Source organism: uncultured Ruegeria sp., from assembly GCF_947500045.1.
Taxonomy (GTDB): Bacteria; Pseudomonadota; Alphaproteobacteria; order Rhodobacterales; family Rhodobacteraceae; genus Ruegeria.
In genome coordinates, this window is the sequence record NZ_CANMQQ010000004.1 from 193,945 (window position 1) to 207,831 (window position 13,887).

General features: G+C 57.5%; 14 protein-coding genes. 5 read left to right on the forward strand and 9 right to left on the reverse strand.

Translation table 11 applies throughout. The features are described 5' to 3' along the window. Positions 1 to 12: 12 nt before the first annotated feature. A complete protein-coding gene (locus Q1B46_RS09070; protein ID WP_299947160.1) occupies positions 13 to 870 on the forward strand; it encodes a DUF2189 domain-containing protein in 858 nt (285 codons plus the stop codon). A 15-nt stretch (positions 871 to 885) separates the two neighbouring features. Here Q1B46_RS09070 and Q1B46_RS09075 read toward each other — a convergent pair whose 3' ends face one another. Together Q1B46_RS09075 and Q1B46_RS09080 are read right to left on the reverse strand one after the other, a co-directional pair. Then, positions 886 to 1,872: an NAD(P)H-quinone oxidoreductase gene (locus Q1B46_RS09075; protein WP_299947165.1), complete on the reverse strand. Its 987-nt coding sequence runs from the start codon at positions 1,870 to 1,872 to the stop codon at positions 886 to 888. Positions 1,873 to 1,944: 72 nt separating this feature from the next. Further along, a complete protein-coding gene (locus tag Q1B46_RS09080; RefSeq protein WP_299947168.1) occupies positions 1,945 to 2,637 on the reverse strand; it encodes a COQ9 family protein in 693 nt (230 codons plus the stop codon). Between the two features lie 111 nt (positions 2,638 to 2,748). On the opposite strand from Q1B46_RS09080, the gene rpsU reads away from it, so the two are divergent. Next, positions 2,749 to 2,955 carry a 30S ribosomal protein S21 gene (gene rpsU / locus Q1B46_RS09085; RefSeq protein ID WP_005614280.1) on the forward strand — a complete coding sequence of 69 codons (207 nt, stop codon included), beginning with the start codon at positions 2,749 to 2,751 and terminating at the stop codon, positions 2,953 to 2,955. 296 nt (positions 2,956 to 3,251) lie between these two features. Beyond that, positions 3,252 to 4,445, forward strand: a complete 1,194-nt coding sequence (locus Q1B46_RS09090; protein ID WP_299947170.1) for a CAP domain-containing protein — start codon at positions 3,252 to 3,254, stop codon at positions 4,443 to 4,445. Between the two features lie 52 nt (positions 4,446 to 4,497). On the opposite strand, the gene ppk2 is transcribed toward Q1B46_RS09090, so the two are convergent. Together ppk2 and Q1B46_RS09100 are read right to left on the reverse strand one after the other, a co-directional pair. Continuing rightward, positions 4,498 to 5,415: a polyphosphate kinase 2 gene (ppk2, locus tag Q1B46_RS09095; protein ID WP_299947172.1), complete on the reverse strand. Its 918-nt coding sequence runs from the start codon at positions 5,413 to 5,415 to the stop codon at positions 4,498 to 4,500. Between the two features lie 171 nt (positions 5,416 to 5,586). Then, a complete protein-coding gene (locus tag Q1B46_RS09100; RefSeq protein WP_039540625.1) occupies positions 5,587 to 6,045 on the reverse strand; it encodes an Lrp/AsnC family transcriptional regulator in 459 nt (152 codons plus the stop codon). Between the two features lie 135 nt (positions 6,046 to 6,180). Between Q1B46_RS09100 and ald the strand changes: the two genes are divergently transcribed. Continuing rightward, the gene (ald, locus tag Q1B46_RS09105; RefSeq protein ID WP_299947175.1) at positions 6,181 to 7,299 is read left to right on the forward strand and encodes an alanine dehydrogenase; all 1,119 of its coding nucleotides are present in this window, start codon (positions 6,181 to 6,183) and stop codon (positions 7,297 to 7,299) included. Between the two features lie 186 nt (positions 7,300 to 7,485). On the opposite strand, the gene Q1B46_RS09110 is transcribed toward ald, so the two are convergent. Continuing rightward, complete coding sequence (locus Q1B46_RS09110; protein ID WP_299947177.1) at positions 7,486 to 8,292, reverse strand: mechanosensitive ion channel domain-containing protein; 807 nt, start codon at positions 8,290 to 8,292, stop codon at positions 7,486 to 7,488. A 220-nt stretch (positions 8,293 to 8,512) separates the two neighbouring features. Between Q1B46_RS09110 and Q1B46_RS09115 the strand changes: the two genes are divergently transcribed. Continuing rightward, entirely contained in the window at positions 8,513 to 9,211 is a 699-nt protein-coding gene (locus tag Q1B46_RS09115; RefSeq protein ID WP_299947180.1) for a glutathione S-transferase N-terminal domain-containing protein, read from the forward strand. 47 nt (positions 9,212 to 9,258) lie between these two features. Here the strand turns inward: Q1B46_RS09115 and Q1B46_RS09120 are convergent, their stop codons facing one another. From Q1B46_RS09120 to Q1B46_RS09135, 4 genes are all read right to left on the reverse strand, one after another. After that, positions 9,259 to 9,705, reverse strand: coding sequence for a YtoQ family protein (locus Q1B46_RS09120; protein ID WP_299947182.1), 447 nt, complete (start codon positions 9,703 to 9,705; stop codon positions 9,259 to 9,261). 84 nt (positions 9,706 to 9,789) lie between these two features. Further along, positions 9,790 to 12,186: a phenylalanine--tRNA ligase subunit beta gene (gene pheT / locus Q1B46_RS09125; RefSeq protein WP_299947185.1), complete on the reverse strand. Its 2,397-nt coding sequence runs from the start codon at positions 12,184 to 12,186 to the stop codon at positions 9,790 to 9,792. A gap of 87 nt (positions 12,187 to 12,273) precedes the next feature. Continuing rightward, a complete protein-coding gene (locus Q1B46_RS09130) occupies positions 12,274 to 12,681 on the reverse strand; it encodes a cupin domain-containing protein (protein ID WP_299947188.1) in 408 nt (135 codons plus the stop codon). 51 nt (positions 12,682 to 12,732) lie between these two features. Then, positions 12,733 to 13,536 (reverse strand): polyhydroxybutyrate depolymerase, encoded by an 804-nt coding sequence (locus Q1B46_RS09135; RefSeq protein ID WP_299947190.1) that lies wholly within the window; start codon positions 13,534 to 13,536, stop codon positions 12,733 to 12,735. Positions 13,537 to 13,887: the final 351 nt, after the last annotated feature.

Here is a 13,887-nt window from a genome sequence, read left to right on the forward strand (position 1 = left end):
AAGGGGATGAAGATGGACAAGACAATCGGTAACCCAATCACCTGGGTCGCCCGAAATCTGCGGGCAACCACTGAGCATGTTTCGGAATCGGTGACCGAGATGGGCAGTGCGGATGTCCGCACTTTGCCGACCGTGCACACTCTGACCATGCAAGATCTGCGCGCCTGCCTGAAGGCTGGATACACCGATTTTCTGGAAACTCGGGCAGATGCAATCTTTATCGTCCTGATCTATCCAATCGCAGGCCTGTTGATGTTTGGGCTTGGGCTGAACATGAATCTGGTGCCATTACTGGCCCCCCTTGTCATGGGCTTTGCCCTGATCGGGCCCGTCGCAGCCGTTGGACTTTATGAGATCAGTCGCAAGCGGGAACAGGGCGCCGAGGTTCACTGGCTGGACGCGTTCGGCGTATTCCGCTCACCTTCCTTTGGTGCAATTCTGGCGTTGGGCTTCTATTTGGTCATGTTGTTTTTGGTCTGGCTGATGGTCGCACAAGGTATATATGCGCAGACGCTCGGGCCAGAACCTCCGGTTTCGGCCACAGTATTCATGACCGAGGTTTTCACCACCGGAGCTGGCTGGATCATGATCATCATCGGCACCGCCATCGGCTTCTTGTTCGCGCTGGTCGCACTGGCGCTTAGCGTGGTCAGCTTTCCACTGCTGCTGGATCGCAAGGTTGGTGTACCTGTGGCCGTGGTAACTTCGGTCCGGGTCCTGCGTCAAAATCCCAGCGTGATCCTGACCTGGGGCGCCATCGTGGCGACGCTTCTGATACTGGGTGCCATTCCGATGTTGCTGGGACTGATCGTCGTCATGCCCATTCTGGGCCATGCCACATGGCATCTATACCGCCGGGCGGTCGCATGACCGCGCGGCGTCAGCTTAACCGGTGACCTTCAGAACGATCTTGCCGATATGTCCTGAGCTTTCCATTCGTGCATGGGCGGCTGCGGCGTCGGCCAGATCAAATTCGGAATCCATCACCGGCGCGACCTTCCCCGCCTCAAGCAGAGGCCAAACGGCTTCGCGCAGGTCCTGCGCAATGCGCGCCTTGGCCAGATCGCTTTGTGGACGCAGGGTGCTGCCGGTCAGCGTCAGGCGTTTGACCATCATTAATGCGAAGTTCAATTCGACAACCGGGCCCTGCAGGAACGCGATCTGAACCAGCCGCCCGTCCTCGGCCAGCGCTTTGACATTTCGTGGAATATAGTCGCCGCCTACCATGTCGAGGATAAGATTTGCACCACCCTCAACCCGCATCGCGGCCACAAAGTCTTCGTCGCGATAGTTAATCGCCTTTTCCGCACCAAGTGCTAGGCAAGCTTCGCATTTCTCAGCCGACCCAGCGGTGGCAAATACCCGAGCGCCAAACGCATTGGCCAACTGTATTGCAGTCGTACCGATCCCGCTGGAGCCGCCATGGACCAGAAGCCGCTCACCCGCTTTCAAACCACCACGGGTGAAGACGTTGGACCAGACGGTAAAGAACGTCTCAGGCAGGCATGCCGCCTCTTTCATACCCATTCCCGCCGGAACCGGTAGGCAATGCGCGGCAGGCGTGGCGACATATTCGGCATAGCCACCCCCCGGTAGCAGGGCACAGACCTGATCACCAATGGCCAGTCCTTCGACACCAGAGCCAATCGCCACCACTTCGCCCGAGGCCTCAAGCCCCGGCAAGTCGCTGGCGCCCGGGGGCGGATCATACGCCCCCGCCCTCTGCAGCGCGTCAGGACGATTCACACCAGCATAGGCGACTTTGAGTATCACCTGACCTTCAGCCGGTTCCGGCATCGGACGTTCGGCTAGCTGTAACACATCCGGACCGCCCGGCTGGGTGATCTCAACAGCGCGCATCGTCTGGGTCATCGGCATATCTCCTTTGCCCAATGCCTAGCAGGCAGCAGTGCAGAGGCCCAGCAACAAGTGAAAGCGTTGCGATTATTTCCTGGGTGACAGCGAACCGGGCAGGTTATCGGACATCTTGACCGGCGCTTTGACATGACCTGCCAGCCAGTTTGGTACGGCCAAGAACGGTTTCAGTAGCGGATTGCCATTCACCTGCGCCTTCAGCTTCTCGAACTGCATCACGCCCTCAATCCGCCGATCAAGGAAATCCCACGTCGCCTGATAATTCGGGCTGTCATCACCCAGCCAATACAGCAGAGTCGAGGAATACACTCCCGACAGCGTCGCGCGTTTGGTGTACCAATTCACATCGTCCGAGCTGTCGCCCAATGCGTTCCAGATCAAATCGCAGGTGCCCCAAACTGCTTTGGCACCATCCGCAGCATAGATCGGCAGCGCGAACAGGGTCACACCCCGGCGCACGGCTTCATTGTTATCGACCGCTTGCAAACGGAACCTCACGGCGGCGGCTATCTTGTCGCGGAACTTCAGCCCGCTCAGGTCCTCGGTTTTGATCCGCTCCTGCATCGCCCGGTCACCGCGCGCATGAAAAGCCAACGCCAGATCGACAGCGCCGCGCGGGCAGATCGCACGGGCAAGCCCAACGTCCAGATCGCAATCGTCGATGGCGGCGCGAAAGCCGGATTCGGACCAGCCATCAAAGGGCACATGGTCCAGAATCGCATCCAAAAGCTGTTCTTTGGTGTCTTCGTAAGTGGCGGTCATGTCAGGTCTCCGGTCTGCAGGTCCAGTACTAGACAAGTTATGCGCGCTTTGCTATACGGCCACTTCCTGCAATTTCCTTGCAACTCTATCTAGAAAGGTGGTGACAACCACATGCAGGTTAGTGTTCGCGACAATAACGTCGATCAGGCGCTTCGTGCCCTGAAGAAAAAGCTGCAGCGCGAAGGCGTGTTCCGCGAAATGAAGCTCAAGCAACATTTCGAGAAACCGTCCGAGAAAAAAGCGCGCGAGAAAGCTGAAGCGATCCGCCGTGCCCGTAAACTGGCACGTAAGAAAGCACAGCGCGAAGGTTTGCTCTAAAAGCTGCCCGCGACTCGTCCAGCTTTGGATGACACTATTTGACGACCCCCGAGGCATCGCCCGGGGGTTTGTCGTTTTAGGGCGGGCATTCCTGCCCATTCCCCAAATTGACCAACGCGGCAACTTGCCGATTCCACCGCGTGTTGCTTTGTCGGCATTTTACAGCGCAGCGAATCGCCGTTTGGTTGCATTTCGCCGCCGAAAAACGCCCCTTCCGATTACTCCTCTGTTCAGCCTTCTTTGATCGCCGGTAGGTGGGGCCGTCCACTCAGACATAACCAAAAAAGGAGGCACTGATGTCGACAGCAAGTACAATCGAGCGCGAAATGCTCACGCTGATCAACCAGGAGCGCACATCCCGCGGTCTTGACCCCCTACAACTTGAAACCCGCCTGAACGACTCGTCCGAAGATCACAGCACCTGGATGCTGGATACCGACCGGTTCAGCCACACCGGTCAGGGCGGATCATCCGCGACTCAACGGATGCAGACCGCAGGGTTCGACCTGTCCGGCAGCTGGCGCACCGGTGAAAACATCGCCTGGCAATCCGAGCGCGGCGCACCGGGTGTCAGCGATGATGTCGCCCAATTGCACCAGAACCTGATGAACAGCCCAGGCCACCGCGCCAACATCCTGAACCCCGATTTCAAATATATCGGCATCGGGATCGAAGAGGGCGACATGCAAGGTTATGACGCGGTCATGGTAACGCAGAACTTTGCCGCGACTCAGGGTGACGTCGTTCTGGATAATGGTGGCACCACTCCGCCCGTAACACCGCCGGTTGATGAAGTAGCGGAACCAGAAGAGGAAGAGGTCACCAACCCGACCGAGCCCGAAGTTCCGGATACCGATGTGACCGAGACTGAAGAGCCGGTTGAAGAAACGCCGGATACAGACGTCACCGAAACTGAAGAACCGGTAGAGGAGACCCCAGAACCGGACGTCACCGAGACCGAGGAACCCACGGACGAAACGCCGGATACAGACGTCACTGAAACCGAGGAGCCGACGGACGAAACACCGGATACGGACGTAACCGAGACCGAAGAGCCCACGGACGAAACGCCGGATACAGACGTCACCGAGACCGAAGAGCCGACGGACGAAACGCCGGATACAGACGTCACCGAGACCGAAGAACCGGAAACACCCGACACCGATGTGACCGAGGTTGAAGAACCCGAGCCGGAAACACCGGAAATCGTCGATAATGGTGATCCGGGGGCAGATTGCTTTGACGTTCAGGCCTTCCTGGCCGGGATCGAAGCATTCGTGAATGCATTGCAGGCCCATTTCGACCAATTCGAATGGTCCCCGGTACAACATGCCGACATGGTGCCCGAAACGGATGATTTCGATCTGATGCTCGACAATGACACGACGGACGACATGATGGAAACCGTTGAAAACACAGTCGAAGACATGAATGACGATATGTGCGGCATATTCGTGTTTGAAATGAACTGCGGGTTTGATTTCGGTTGATCAGCCCATTTAGGTGCGGGGGATAATTTCCCCGCACCACACACCATCCAGATCAGTAAATCTTGGGTACGTACAAATCATCAGGCAGAATGCGCCGTTCATACTCGGGGTTATAGCGCCGATCGGGCAGGTTAACCTTTTCCTGTGGTACGTCTTCATAAGGAATTTTGGTTAATAGGTGCTCGATACAATTGAGGCGTTCGCGTTTTTTGTCATTGCCTTCGACAATGTACCACGGTGCCTCTGAGATATTGGTGCGAAAGAACATATCCTCTTTGGCCTTGGTGTAGGCCTCCCACCGGATGCGAGATTCCAGATCCATCGGCGAGAGTTTCCACTGTTTCATAGGGTCGTGAATGCGCATCAGGAATCGCAACTGCTGTTCTTCGTCGGTGATCGAAAACCAGTATTTCAGAAGAATGATCCCTGATCGCACTAGCATGCGTTCGAATTCGGGAACGTCCTGAAAGAACTGTTCGACCTGATCCTCGTTAGCAAAGCCCATCACACGCTCAACACCCGCGCGGTTGTACCAAGACCGGTCGAAGAACACGATCTCACCTGCGGCAGGCAAATGCGGCACATAGCGCTGAAAGTACCACTGGCTTTGTTCGCGACGGCTGGGCGCTGGCAACGCAACCACGCGCGCGACACGTGGGTTCAGGCGCTGCGTGATCCGTTTGATCACCCCGCCCTTGCCCGCACTGTCACGGCCTTCGAACAGGATACAAACCTTGGCCCCGGTGTGTACCACCCAATCCTGAACCCTGATCAGTTCGGCTTGCAGGCGCAAAAGGTTGCGGAAGTAGACCCTGCGATCCAGCAAATCGGGATGCTGATCCTTGTAGATCTTGCGAACCTCCATCGAAAGCATGGGTTCGCTGAATTCGATCTCGAAATCCTCGTCCAGCGAATCTTCCAGTTCGGCTTCCAGCCAGCCTTTGGGGGTTCCGTTGCTTTCGTAAGCCAAGGTCTGCTCCTTATCGTTCGTCGGGTTCGGACCGTACGGGGCCAGTGTAACCATCAGATGTCAGCGCGCGTTGCCAAGGTGGCACATATGGTCAGAACCATCGATTTTGAACCGATCAGGCGGCAGATACAAGCAGCGCGACGGACACAAGGCGCCCGATTGCTGGCTTTCTCACACCGGTAGAGCGGTGGTCTTGAAAACCGTACGCAAGGCAAACGAACTTTGCATCTGCGCCACCCCCGGTAGGCGAGACAGGTATTGCCGATGGATACGAGCAAAATCTTCGGTGTTTTCAGCAACAACTTTCAGAATGTAATCCGCCGTTCCGGCCATCAGGTGACATTCAAGCACATCAGGTATCCGGGCAACGGCCTTTTCGAAGGCTTCCAGCACCTCTTCTGCCTGACCTTGCAAAGTGATCTCGACAAACACGGTTGTCGGCACGTTCATTTTGCGCGCATCCAGCAAGGCAACATAGTCCTTGATATAGCCTTCCGCCTCAAGCCGCTGCACACGCCGGTGACAGGCAGAAGGTGACAGATTCGCCTGCTCGGACAATTCCGAATTGGACATTCGTCCTTTGCGCTGCAGGGCCGCCAGAATCTTTCGATCAGTCGCATCTATCGTCATCTGCGCACATCCATTGCGTCATTTCATCATATGATCGGATAATTTCCCACAACTTTATACTTTGGCAAGCAGGGTTTCATAAAAATTGCGCCACAACATGCCCATAATTTAGGCAGCTTATGAATGGAGTCTCTTATGAAAATCGGCTGCCCCAAGGAAATCAAACCCCAGGAGTTTCGTGTCGGGATGACCCCGAACGCTGCTGGCGAAGCTGTAGCCCGCGGTCACGAGGTTATCATCGAAACAGGTGCTGGGATGGGCTCGGGCTTTGACAATGACGCCTATATCGCCGCAGGTGCCCGCATCGTCGATACCGCAGAAGAAGTTTTTGCCACTGCCGACATGATCGTAAAGGTCAAGGAACCTCAGGCGGGCGAGCGCAAGATGCTGCGTGAAGGCCAGTTGCTGTTCACCTACCTGCACCTGGCACCCGATCCAGACCAGACCCACGATCTGCTTGCCTCGGGCTGCACCGCGATTGCCTACGAAACCGTCACCGACGCAAATGGCGGCCTGCCCCTGCTGGCACCGATGTCCGAAGTTGCCGGTCGACTGGCACCGCAGGTCGGATCCTGGACCCTGCAGAAGGCCAACGGTGGCCGCGGCGTCCTGATGGGCGGCGTCCCAGGTGTTGGTCCTGCCAAGGTGATTGTCATCGGCGGTGGTGTCGTTGGCACCCACGCAGCCAAGATCGCAGCGGGCATGGGCGCAGACGTAACCGTACTGGACCGCTCGCTTCCGCGTCTGCGTTATCTGGACGACGTGTATGGCGGAACCTTCAAAAACCAGTACTCAACAGCAGGCGCAACTGCTGAGCTGATCCAGGACGCCGACATGGTCATCGGCGCGGTTCTGATCCCCGGCGCCGCAGCCCCCAAACTGATCACCCGTGAGCAGCTATCGACCATGAAACCCGGTGCGGTTCTTGTCGACGTGGCGATCGACCAGGGCGGTTGTTTTGAAACCTCAAAAGCAACCACCCACGCCGATCCGATCTACGACGTTGATGGCATCATGCACTACTGTGTGGCCAACATGCCGGGTGCCGTGGCCCGCACATCGACCATCGCGCTGGGGAACGCCACATTGCCGTTTATGCTGTCATTGGCGGGCAAGGGCTGGAAACAGGCATGCCAGGATGACCCACATCTTCTCGAAGGGCTCAACGTACACGCCGGTCAACTGACTTATGACGCCGTTGGTGTAGCACTGGGAATTGACGTCGTATCACCAGCCGAGATCGTCAGGTCGTAACGCTCCCGCCCCTGTAAGCGCTCTCTGACGAGTGCGCTTTACAGCGTTGGGCCGCGCACCACGCCAAAGGCGCGGCGCTTGGGTCATCAAGCCCAGCCACATATGAAAAGGCGCTGCGCAATATGCGCAGCGCCATGCCCAACCGGAGGAGGGCATTTCCAATGCCTGATCGACAGGCGGGAGGGCTTAACCCTCTTTGTGAATTTCCACCGAATGCGGATAGGGTATAGATACACCCTTGGCGTCAAACGCTTCTTTTATCGTCTTCGTAAGCTCGAATTTCACGTCCCAATAATCGGCAGCGGCGCACCAAAGGCGCGCGGTCAGATCGACCGAGCTGTCGCCCAGGTTGGTCACCCGCACCCAAGGCTCAGGATCGCTCATGACACGAATGTCAGCCTTGGCAACGTCCAGAATGATCCCCATCGCCTCATCCGCGCTGTCGCCATAGTCGATGCCAAACACCAGATCGACCCGGCGCGTATCATGGGCTGAATAGTTGGTGATCACCGAGCCCCAGGCCTGACCGTTAGGAACGATGATCTGGACATTGTCGGGTGTCACCAACTCGGTCGTAAACAGGTTCAGGTCTTTTACCGTACCCGCAGTGCCACCGATATCGACATACTGACCCAGTTTATATGGGCGAAATACAACCAGCATCACGCCAGCAGCCAGATCGCTGAGCGTGCCCTGCAACGCCAAACCAATAGCCAGCGACGCGGCACCCAGAATGGCAACAACGCTGGTCGCTTCAATTCCGAAAATGCCAAGGATGGCAACCACAACCATTGCCAGAATGACCCACTTGACCAGGCTGGCAACGAAATTGCCCAAGGTCGGGTCAATATGCGGCGTCGCATTGATCCGACGACGTACGAGACCTGCGATAGCCCCTGCCACGATCCAACCCAGGACCAGAACGATCAGCGCCTTGACCGCGCTCATGATCAGCGGGCCAAATGCGCCCACCTGTGTTACGACATCTTCCACGTGCTTCTCCTTTGCACCAACAGCAAACCCGCGCCTTTGGCGCGGGATCGTCGGAAAGTTTGGGCTAGTTTTACGCTCAGGTCTAGGTGCGGGATTCCCGAGTTTTCCCCCTGCTGTTCTCCAGCAAACATCCAGTGACCGACCACGCACAGTCATGCACCTTACAATCCGGACCAAATCCACCACATTGGGACAGATGTCACCGTTTCAGGAGCCCCCCATGTTGGACACAACCTCATTCCCGATCATGGCCAAATGGCCACCACAATTTCCCGACCGCATCCAACTCTATTCCTACGCAACTCCCAACGGCGTCAAAGCCTCGATCATGTTGGAAGAGACCGGCCTGCCTTATGAAGCGCATCTGGTCACGCTGGCAGATGCAGATGTCAAAAGCCCCGAGTTTCTGTCGCTGAACCCCAATAACAAGATCCCGGCGCTCATTGATCCGAACGGGCCCGATGGTGCTCCGTTAGGTCTTTTCGAAAGCGGTGCGATCCTGCTCTATCTGGCCGAGAAAAGCGATATGTTGTTGGGGCAGACCAAGGCGGACAAACACCGGGTCACCCAATGGCTGATGTTTCAAATGGGCGGGCTGGGTCCGATGTTCGGCCAGCTGGGCTATTTCCAAAAATTCGCCGGCAGTGAGATCGAAGACCCCCGTCCCCGCGAACGATATGTGAACGAGGCCAAGCGTTTGTTGAATGTTCTGGATACGCAGCTAGACGGACAGGACTGGATTGCCGGGGACTATTCGATCGCGGATATCGCCATCGCGCCCTGGCTGAATGGCCTCGACTTTTATGGCGTCAAAGAGGTGATCGGCTGGGATGGCTACACTAATGTCACCGCCTATCTCGATCGCTTCCTGGAAAGACCTGCGGTCCAGAAAGGTCTGACGACCCCGCCTCGGGACTAATCTGAAAAACGGGCGGCGGCAGTCCAACGCCGCGCCCGTTTTATTTGTCAGCCCGGCAATCCGCCGGTCTCAACATAGCGCAGGATCTCCACGACTTGAGAAGGCTCCTCAGCGACCGCAAGTGCAGCCGCATCCACCTCTTTCAAGGCATGCTGATGATCTGGCCCGTGCAGAACAATGATCGATTTTCCCAAGGCCGCTGCATACCCTGCGTCAAAGGCCGCATTCCACTGCTTGTATTTGTCGCCAAAACGCACAACGACGATATCCGCATCTGAAATCCCCTTCCGGGTCCGGATCGCATTCACCATCGCGCCCTTGTGGTCGTGCCAGTACTTGTTCGGCTCCGCCCCCAGAATCTCAACCCCACAATCGTCCGAGGCCGCGTGATCCGTAACCGGGCTGCTAAACACAACATCCAACCCCTCGGCCCCGGCGATAATCTGTTCGCGCCAATCCGTGTGAATTTCACCGGACAGATAAACCTTCAACATCTCCAACTCCTCCTGACATGAAAAAAGGGCGCACCCCGCCCCTTCTTCTTGTTAAAAATACGGCCGCCGGAGGCGGATGCAACGTTAGCCACGCAACACGCCACCTGTAGCTTTCGCCACCTTCTCGACGATCTTGGCTGTCACCGCCTCGATATCGTTTTCCTTCAGGGTCGCTTCCGATGGTTGCAACCGCACGGTAATGGCCAAAGATTTCTTGCCCTCACCCAGACTTCCGCCGATGAATTCGTCAAAGACGCGCACATCCTCGATCAGGGCCTTGTCGGCCCCCGCAGCGGCATTGACCAGCGTCAGCGCCTCGACATCAGCATCAACCACGAAGGCAAAATCACGCTCGACGGCCTGCAGGTCACGTAATTCCAAAGCCGAGCGGGTCGCGCCGGATTTCCGCGGCATCGGCACCTCATCCGGCCAGATCGTAAAGGCGACGGCCGGGCCCTTGATGTCCATCGATTGCAATGCACGCGGATGCAGTTCACCGAACACCCCCAGAACCTTCTTTGGTCCCAGGCATATCTTGCCGTGCCGACCCGGGTGCCACCAGGCATCTCCGTCGCGCAAAATCTGTACCTTGGCGGGCGCACCAATGGCCGCCAGCACCGCCTCAGCATCAGCTTTCGCGTCATACAGATCAACAGGCCGGGACGCGCCGTGCACATCCTTGGGACCACTGTGGCCAACCAACAGACCCGTGATCTGGGTTTGCTGATCACCCGGCTCGCCATCATGGAATACAGGTCCGACTTCGAACAAAGCCAGATCGGCATACCCCCGTGCCTGATTGCGCGCTGCCGCCTGCAGTAGGCCGGGCAGCAGGTCGGGGCGCATATGGCTCATCTCGGATGAGATCGGGTTTTCCAGCTGCGTGGCTTCGTCACCGCCACCGAACAACGCCGCCGACGCCTGATCAATGAAGGTGTAGGAAACGCATTCATTGTACCCCAGCGCCGCGCAGGTCCGCCGCGCCATCGACTGGCGGCGCTGCGTCGGTGTCATGACCGGTTTGGGGATGCCCGTTGTCGTGCGCGGCAAAGGTATGCCCTGTAGTTTGGTCAGGGACGCGATCCGGGCGACTTCTTCCACCAGATCAGCCTCACCCATGATATCCGGTCGCCAACTGGGCACCTGGGCCATTTCACCATCCAGACGGAAGCCCAAACGGGTCAGTGTCTGCCGCTGCTCGCTTTCCGGGATGTCCATCCCGACCAGAGATTGCACCCGCGCAGCATCCAACTTAAAGGCCCGCGTGTGGTTGGGTGCTTTGCCTGCCTCAACCACATTCGAGGCCTCTCCACCGCAGATATCCAAAATCATCTGCGTTGCGTGCTCTAACCCTTCGCGCGTGAACTCCGGATCGACGCCGCGCTCGAACCGGTACCGCGCGTCCGAGTTGATCTTGAGCGCACGACCGGTCAGAGCAATCTGAATATGATCCCAGAACGCGCTTTCAAGGAAGACGTTCACCGTTTCTTCGGTACAGCCTGTTTCCTCGCCACCCATGATCCCGGCAATCGATTCCGGGCCCTTGTCGTCGGAAATCACCATCATACCGGGCTGCAGGATGTATTCCTTCTCATCCAATGCGACCAGCTTTTCACCACCCTCGGCGCGGTGTACGCGCAGGTTGCCCTGCACTTTGTCCGCATCGAAAACGTGCAGCGGGCGATTGCGGTCAAAGGTCATGTAGTTGGTGATATCCACCAGAGCTGAAATCGGACGCAGGCCAATCGCCTTCAATTGATCCTGCAGCCATTGCGGGCTGGGTCCGTTCTTAACGCCACGGATCAATCGCCCGGTGAAATGCGGGGCGCCGTCCAGTGTATCTTTGTCGATCGATACCTTGATGGGGCTTTCGAAATCACCCGCCACAGGCACGTAGTCACGCACTTTCAGCACACCCAATCCGCGTGCCGCCAGATCGCGTGCGATGCCCGCGACACCCAGTGCATCGGGGCGGTTCGGCGTGATCGCAATCTCAATCATCGGATCAATCTTCGACGAGTCGTTCTCGGCCAGCCAGTCCACAAATCGGTCACCCACCTCGCCCGAGGGTAGTTCGATGATGCCGTCATGCTCTTCCGACAACTCCAACTCGCGCTCGGATGCCATCATGCCAAAGCTTTCGACACCCCGGATCTTGCCAACGCTGATCGTGATATCCAGACCCGGGATATACATGCCCGGTTTGCAGACCACGACAGTGATGCCTTCGCGCGCGTTGGGCGCACCGCAGATGATTTGCAGATCGCCCTCATCTGTCTCAACCGTGCAAACACGCAGTTTGTCGGCGTCCGGGTGTTTCTCGGCATGTTTCACATGGCCCAGCGTAAAGCCCGCCAGTCGGTCGGCTGGATTCACGACCTCTTCGACCTCAAGGCCCAGATCGGTCAACGCCTCGGTAATCTCATCCACCGAAGCGTCGGTATCAAGGTGATCTTTCAGCCAGGAAAGTGTGAATTTCATCGATCGGGTTCCGCCAGTAAATCTCGGGTCAGACCGCGTTTACCGGATATTGCCCAGAGGGGAAAGAGGGCGCGTATGGCCCTGGCCCTACTCAAGCGGGACTGTATTGGACACTGTATCTGACCCGGCATACACAGCCAGAACCCGCGCGATCCCGTCACCTGTATTCTCGCCCACATGAGGTGAGTTCAATGCCTCGACCAGCGCATCACCCGTTTTGAAAACCTTGATGCCAGCAGAGCCATAATCGACCGTAATCTCGCCCTCAAGAATGTAACCCACCAACGGAGCTTCGTGCCGGTGCAGGCCAGTTTTCTGCCCTGGCTGCAAGGTAACAACGGCCACGGTGATCTGTGGCGTACCATCGGGGTATACCAACGGCTCACCGGCCGCCGTGGTTGTCGTGTTCAACAACACATCCACCGGCGGATAGGTTTCATGGGCAAAGATAGGAGCCGCCGCCAGAATCAAAGCCGTAGTTAGACGAAATCGCATAAATTTAGATCCTTTATCAGTTGGGCGCGCCAAGCCAATGCAAACTCTGCATCATGGATAGGTCGGAGCCCGACCCAGCAGTTCATCCAATTGTCGCCCGATCCAACCATGGGGGATGAAATGCCCACCTGGATGCGTATCCAACACAACCTGCCCCTGCGCACAATCAGTCCACTCTACCCGGCTGAGCGTCAGGAAGGGCTTCACGTTCCAATCTCCACGCGGGGTTGCACCATTGCAGTCGAACTTCGCCTTCCACAGCGCCACTGGATAAGTCGTATCCCCGTCTGGCCCAAAAGGAAAATCCATCACCGTATCATCCAACCCGTGCACATGGCGCACCTCGCGCGGGGCTTCCGGGCAGTCCTCGGTCTGACGGATCGAGCCAGCAACAGCCAGCAGCGCCGCGATGTCATTGCCCGACTGGCACACATAGCGCCACGCCATCGCGCCACCATAAGAATAGCCCGAGACATAGATACGTTCGGGATCGATCGGATAGCGACTGGCCACATCCTCAAGCACCCGATCGGCAAAAGGCACGTCTTGGGTATCGGCGGTCCAGAAATTCCAACTTTTGCTCAGCCCGTTCGGGGCCACCAACAGCACATCGCGCAGTTTCGTGGCCCCGGCGATGCGTTCATGGTTCACGACCACATCGCCCTGCCGTGCCCAGCCGTGGAAATGCAGGAGCACAGGCAGAGGCGTTTCGCCATCCCAACCCTCTGGTTCCAGCACATGGTACGAGCGGTCGCCGATTTCGCAGGCGGTATCGCCGTGGCAGTTGGATTTCCACGGCCCCATGGCAAGGGTCGGAGTCGTAATCATCAGAAGAAAAAGCAGTCGATAGATCATGGGCCGGAGCCTAGCGACCTGCGCCGCACTGTCACGTAACTTATTGGTGTAGGCCACACGTAGGCCGGGCTTCAGCCCGGCACCCGTCTGACCAAATCAACAAGCTGCGCTGTCGCCAGACCGTAGGATGGCGATCCTCGGGTTGAACTGGGCACTTTATGCCAGCCAAATCCGAGTGTTGTTCGAGCGTGGCACCGACGGAGACAAATCGCCAGCCCGTGCGGGCGGTCTGGCGATAGCGCGGCGGCCTATCGGCCTTTGCTCCGCGCTTTTTATTTTCTTTTCTTAGTTCCGCCCTGTACGCGCGTAATTCGGTTTTTTTCTTCCTGTCGCTGCCTCATTTGGATGCCA